The following is a 5,819-nucleotide window of genomic DNA, read 5'->3' as shown; positions in this document are numbered from 1 at the left end:
GCAGCGAGCGCGTGTGCCGGGCGTCGCGGGCCAGGCGGGACTTTCGAAACACGCCCTAGCGCGCGGCTCCCGTCAGCCTTCCGGCGGCGGCCTGCGCTGGAGATGGAGTCCGACGGCGGCCGACAGCACCACCACACACGCCGTGAAGACCAGCCCCGCGTTCTTCAGCCCCAGCCAGAGCGCCAGCGCCCCGACGGCTACCACCGGCACGGAGATCCCCAGATAGGCCACGACGAAGTAGGCCGAGATGGTGCCTCCCCGGTGTTCCGGCGGCGCAGCCCCGCTGACCGCGGCCACACCGGCGCGGAAGGCGAGGCCCTGGCCGAGTCCGCCGCAGAGCGCGCCCAGCACGAGCAGCGGCAGCGACTCCGCCGCCAGGGAGGCGCCCACCAGCAGGAGACCGAGCACCAGGAAGAGACAGCCGCCCGTCAGCGCCCGGCCGACCCCGATCCTCCCGAGCAGCGCCTGTCCGGCCGTGGAGGCCAGGAACACCGAGAAGACGACCGCGCCCGACACGGCCAGATTGCGCTCGCCGAGCGTTTGGGAGAGAAAGGCCGGTGCCACCGCCAGGAACACTCCCAGCAGCGCGAAGCCGACGAAGGCGGCGAGTGCCGACGGTACGAACACTCCGCGCACCTCGGGCGGCACCGTCAGCCCCTGCGGTCTGAGCCGTGGCCACCGTACCGGGTGTCCGACGGTCTCCGGCAGGAACCAGGTCAGTACGCATGCCACCGCCACCAGCGCGAGATTCACCAGGAAGGGCAGCCGCAGCGGCCAGGGCGCGTACTGGGCGAGCAGACCGGACAGCAGCGGACCACAGCCCAGACCGCCCATGCCGGCCGCGGTCGCGACGAAGGCCGCCCGTGCCTCGCGGCCCGGCGCGGCCAGTTCCAGCACCGTGGCGGTGGCGGTTCCACTGAGCAGCCCGGCGGCGAAGCCCGACAGCAGCCGGCCGGTGAACAGCAGCGGCAGACCGCCTTCGAAGAGGAAGCAGAGGGCACTGGCGGCGGAGAGCCCGAGGGCGATCAGCAGCACCGGCCGGCGTCCCGCCTCGTCGGAGTAGTTGCCCGCCAGCAGCAGCGTGGTGATCACTCCGATGGCGTAGACGGCGAAGACCACCGTGACCATCAGCTCGGAGAAGCCGAGCTGCTCCCGGTAGAGCCCGTACAGCGGCGTGGGCAGAGTCGTACCGGCCATACCGATGGCGAACACCACCGCGGCGGCCGGACAGGCGAGCCGCCGTGCCCCGTTCGTGCGAACGATCATGCAAGCCACCGTACGAGCCGACGGGCGTGGACGCCGCGCCCGCGACCGTCCTCGACCGCCCTCAAGGGGCCATTCGCCTGACGGCCGGATCGCACGGACCGTACGGTCGTCCCTCCGCGTCTCTTCGTGCTTCGTCGCCGCTATCCCGTGCCGGGCGCGCGGCCTCGGCCACGGCAGCCGCTGCCACGGGCCGGATCGCGGGTCAGATCATGGGTCAGACTGACGTCAGGCTGGGGCACTTCGCCGAAGTCCTCGTCCGCGCTGTCGACACGGAGGCGGTTGATGACCGCTTCCAGCGGCGCCGGCAGTGTGGGATGGCGGCCACGGTGGCACTGGCTGAGCAGATCGTGCCGGACCGTCTCGGGCAGCAGCGAGGAGAGCGTGGGCGGTGCCGTCGTCCTGCGGCCGGGCCGGGCCGGCCCGCGCGACTGACCGCGCCAGTACGCCGCGTCCCTGAACTCGGCCCGCTGCTGATGGGCGAGGAAGAGACAGAAGGCCGCGGTCCTGTTCCCGCCGCCGGCCGCGAACTGCCACCAGAACTGCGCCGCGTCCCGGTGGCCGGTCAGATGCAGCAGGGCGGCGAAGACGACGGCGCCCTCCGGATCGATCTGGTCATGATCGACCAGCCGGGTCAGACTGGCCGACGCCTCGGGAGCGTTGAGGATCAGGGCCACGGCGAGATTGAGATCCTGGGCGGCCTGTTCATGGGCGGAGGGATGGTGCCGGGGCGGTGCGCCCGCACCGGTCGGGCACGCCTGCTTCTCCGTCGCGCACCGGGCGGCGACCCGGGCGCGGGCCGCCTCCGTGTCGTAGTCGTCATACGTGTCGGTGAGCACTTCGGCGTTCTCCAGCAGCACCTCTACGGGGCTGGACGCCGGTTCATCGGCGCGGTGCACGGTCCATGGTCTCCGTCTCGGTCTCCCGTATGTCCAGTTCCCTGGCCAGCCGCCGTCGGGCGTGCCGTACATGGGAGCGGACCGTGGCGACCTCGATCCCCATGTACTCGGCGACCTCCTCGTCCGGGACCTGGAGGACATAGCGCAGCACCACGACATCGTACTGCCGCTCCGGCAACCGTGAGATCGCCGTGTACAGCCCGATCTCGCCCTCCAGCACGGCGAATTGATCGCATGTCTCGGGCAGGAGCAGTTTGCGGATCGCGGCCTGGAAGGCGGCGGTGTCGGCCAACAGCGGCTCGGGAGCGCCGTGTTCGTCCAGCCATCGCGCCACCTCCTCCTTCAGTACGGCCCATGCGTACTGAGGTACCGATTCCCTGGAAAGGACATACTGCCAATGCCCGAGCAGCCGTGCACAGGCCGCGTCCACCACCTGCTCGGCGGCGGCCCTGCTGCCGACCTGGGTGTGGGCGTAGCGCAGCCAGATGGTGTGGTGGTGTGTGTCGAAGGCGTCGAACGTCAACGCCAGCCGCCGCTGCGGCCGGTCGGGGATCTCTAGATCGACCTGCACGGACGCCCCGTTCCCTGGACACCGCGCCGCTCCAGGGCAGAGGGCGTCGGCGCGAGAGGTGTGGTCCTCTCTCACTGGTCAGCCAACCGGAAGGGTGCCCTCACTGTACGGAACACCTCTGGGTCTTTTCGCTGATAGTCATCATATGATTACTCGGCCTTGGAGTCAGGTTACTTGGCCCATTTGGTTTCTTCTCTCCCACCAGGCCCGCTGGTAACCGGAGTTGGAGTATCTCGTACGGTTGTCCGTATGCGGTGGTGGGCAGCCACTGACAGTCAACCGGCAATGAGAGCGGGGAGTCGCGACGGTGGGGGACAACAGCGCGGTGGATCTGGAGCTGGACCGGGCGCATTCGGCGCGTATGTACGACTATTACCTGGGCGGCACGACCAACTTTCCCGCCGACCGCGAGGCCGCGGCCCGCGCCATGACGGCGTTCCCCTCCATCCTGGCCACCGCCCGTATCAACCGGCGCTTCATGAACCGCTCCGTACGCTTCCTCGCCCGGAACGGTATGCGTCAGTTCCTGGACATCGGCACGGGCATTCCCACTTCGCCGAACCTCCATGAGGTGGCGCAGCGGGAGGACCCGACGGCGCATGTGGTCTATACGGACAACGATCCCATAGTGCTGGCCCATGCCCGCGCGCTGCTCCACAGCCATCCCGCCGGACGCACGGCGTACGCCCATGCCGATGTCACCTCGCCACAGGCCCTGTTGGCCGCCGAGGAGATCCGGTCGACGCTGGACTTCACCCAGCCCATCGCGCTCAGCCTCAACGCGCTGCTCCACTTCGTGACCGACGAGCACGGCGCCCATGACATCGTCGAAATCCTCAAGGACGCGCTGCCGTCGGGCAGTACGCTCGCGATCGCCCATGTCACCGCCGAGTTCGATCCCGAGGGCATAGCCCGGCTGACGGCCGCATACCGCGCGTCGGGCAATCCCGGACAGGCGCGTACCCGCGAGGAGATAGCCCGTTTCTTCAGCGGCTGGGAGCTGCTCGATCCAGGGATCACGCCCTCGCACGAGTGGCGCCCGGATCCCGACGAGCACGCGGAGAATGTCACTCTCAAGGAAGCGGCCTGCTACGTCGGTGTGGCACGCAAGCCCTGACCGGCCTCGATTCGCTTCGATCGGCGCCGACCGGCCCTGAACGCCGAAGCGGCCGGTGTCCTCGGGCGAGGGCACCGGCCGTTCGATACGCGGCGCGCCTACTGCGCGGCCGGTGAGTCGGCCGCCGGGCCGACCAGTTCGTCCAGGACGTCTTCCATGGTGACAAAGCCGATGACGGTTCCCTTGTCACCGGTCACGGCCGCGAGATGCGTTCCGGCGGCGCGCATCGCCGTCATGGTGTCGTCCAGCGGAGTGTCGATCTCGACCCGGATCACCGTGTGCAGCGCACTGCGGGGAAAGGGCCGGGTGCGCTCGGCGGCACCGAGCGCGTCCTTGATGTGCAGATAGCCGAGGATCGTGTCGTCGGGCCCGGTGACCGGCAGCCGGGAGAAGCCGGAGGACGCGGCGGCGCGCTCCAACTCCTGAGGTGTGATCCGGTGGTTGACGGTGACGGTCCTGCTGAGCGGGACCATCACCTCGCCCGCCGGGCGCGTACCGAGTTCCAGTGCGTCCCGCAGCCGCTCCCCGTCCGCCGGATCGAGCAGCCCTGCCTCGCTGGAGTCCTTGACCAGCCGGGCGAGTTCGTCGTCGGTGAAGACCGACGCCACCTCGTCCTTGGGCTCCACCTTCAGCAGCCGCAGGATGGCGTTGGCGAACGCGTTGATCCCGAAGATCACCGGACGCAGCGCACGGGTCAGCGCCACCAGGACGGGCGCCAGCGCGAGCGCGGTCGACGCGGGCGCCGCCAGCGCGATGTTCTTCGGCACCATCTCGCCGATCAGCATGTGCAGATAGGTCGCCAGAGTCAGCGCGATCACAAAGGCGATCGGATGGATCAGCGCCTCCGGCACACCGATCGTCTCGAACGGCGGCTCCAGCAGATGCGCGATCGCCGGCTCGGCGACGGCGCCCAGCACCAGCGAGGAGATGGTGATACCGAGCTGCGCGGTGGCCATGGCCGCCGACAGATGCTCAAGTCCCCACAGTGTGGTCTTCGCACGACGGCTGCCCTTGACCGCCAGAGGCTCGATCTGGCTGCGCCGTACGGAGATGAGGGCGAACTCCGCACCGACGAAGAACGCGTTGGTGAAGAGGGTGAACACGCCGATGGCGAGCTGCAGAACGGTCATCGGGCGTTCTCCGTGAGGTCGTTGGCCGGGGCGGACGCGGTGATCCGCACCCGGTCGGCGCGCCGGTGCTCTATCCGCAGGACGTCGAACCGCCAGCCGTCGATCTCCAGTGTGTCGGCGACGACGGGCAGCCGCTCCAGCCGGGTCGCGAGCAGGCCCGCGAGTGTCTCGTAGGGACCGTCCGGCGCGTCGAGACCGATCTCGGCGAGCTGGTCGAGCCGGACTCCGCCGTCCGCCTCCCAGACCTGGCGGCCGTCCGCGGTCGGCTCCTTCGGAAGCAGATCGGGTGTCTCGTCCGGATCGTGCTCGTCCCGTACCTCTCCGACGACCTCCTCGACGATGTCCTCCACGGTGGCGACACCGGCGGTGCCGCCGTACTCGTCGATCACCACGGCCATCGTCCTCGCCTCCCGCAGCCGCCGCAGCAGCCGGTCGACCGGGAGCGAGTCCGGGACGAGCAGCGGGCGGGTGGCCAGCTCGGTGACGGGAGTGTGGTCACGGCGGGTCTCGTCCAGCGCGAGGACATCGCGGATATGGACGGTGCCGATGACCTCGTCCAGCGTGTCGCGGTAGACCGGGAACCGGGACAGACCGGTGGCCAGGGTCAGCCGGGCGGCGTCACCCGCGGTGGCATGGGCCTCCAGGGCCCGGACATCCACCCGGGGCGTCATCACGTTCTCCGCGGTCAGCTCGGCGAGATGCAGTGTCCGTACGAACAGCTCGGCCGAGTCCGCCTCTATGGCGCCTTCCCGCGCGGAGTGGCGCGCGAGGGCGACCAGTTCCTCGGGCGTACGGGCGGAGGCCAGCTCCTCGGCGGGCTCCAGCCCGAACCGCCGTAC

Annotated in this window: 6 protein-coding genes; 1 reads left to right on the top strand and 5 read right to left on the bottom strand. The window is 69.8% G+C overall.

The window, feature by feature from the left end; translation table 11 throughout:
- Window positions 1-72: 72 nt before the first annotated feature.
- The 3 genes from GA0115259_RS36170 to GA0115259_RS36160 form a co-directional block, all read right to left on the bottom strand.
- A complete protein-coding gene (locus tag GA0115259_RS36170; RefSeq protein WP_093604681.1) occupies window positions 73-1,266 on the bottom strand; it encodes an MFS transporter in 1,194 nt (397 codons plus the stop codon).
- Between the two features lie 140 nt (window positions 1,267-1,406).
- Window positions 1,407-2,162, bottom strand: coding sequence for a hypothetical protein (locus GA0115259_RS36165; RefSeq protein ID WP_093604679.1), 756 nt, complete (start codon window positions 2,160-2,162; stop codon window positions 1,407-1,409).
- Window positions 2,146-2,733 (bottom strand): RNA polymerase sigma factor, encoded by a 588-nt coding sequence (locus tag GA0115259_RS36160; RefSeq protein WP_093604677.1) that lies wholly within the window; start codon window positions 2,731-2,733, stop codon window positions 2,146-2,148. The genes GA0115259_RS36165 and GA0115259_RS36160 overlap by 17 nt, the downstream gene beginning before the upstream one ends.
- A 307-nt stretch (window positions 2,734-3,040) precedes the next feature.
- Between GA0115259_RS36160 and GA0115259_RS36155 the strand changes: the two genes are divergently transcribed.
- Entirely contained in the window at window positions 3,041-3,850 is an 810-nt protein-coding gene (locus GA0115259_RS36155; RefSeq protein WP_093604675.1) for an SAM-dependent methyltransferase, read from the top strand.
- Window positions 3,851-3,948: 98 nt separating this feature from the next.
- Here the strand turns inward: GA0115259_RS36155 and GA0115259_RS36150 are convergent, their stop codons facing one another.
- The gene (locus GA0115259_RS36150) at window positions 3,949-4,980 is read right to left on the bottom strand and encodes a hemolysin family protein (protein WP_093604673.1); all 1,032 of its coding nucleotides are present in this window, start codon (window positions 4,978-4,980) and stop codon (window positions 3,949-3,951) included.
- Window positions 4,977-5,819: hemolysin family protein (locus GA0115259_RS36145; protein WP_141716842.1), on the bottom strand; the 843-nt coding region annotated here is incomplete at its 5' end. The genes GA0115259_RS36145 and GA0115259_RS36150, both read right to left, overlap by 4 nt.

The sequence above is a fragment of the Streptomyces sp. MnatMP-M17 genome (assembly GCF_900091995.1).
Classification (GTDB): Bacteria; Actinomycetota; Actinomycetes; order Streptomycetales; family Streptomycetaceae; genus Streptomyces.
The sequence above is the reverse complement of the archived record's forward strand: the minus strand, read 5'-3'. Positions and strand labels throughout refer to the sequence as shown.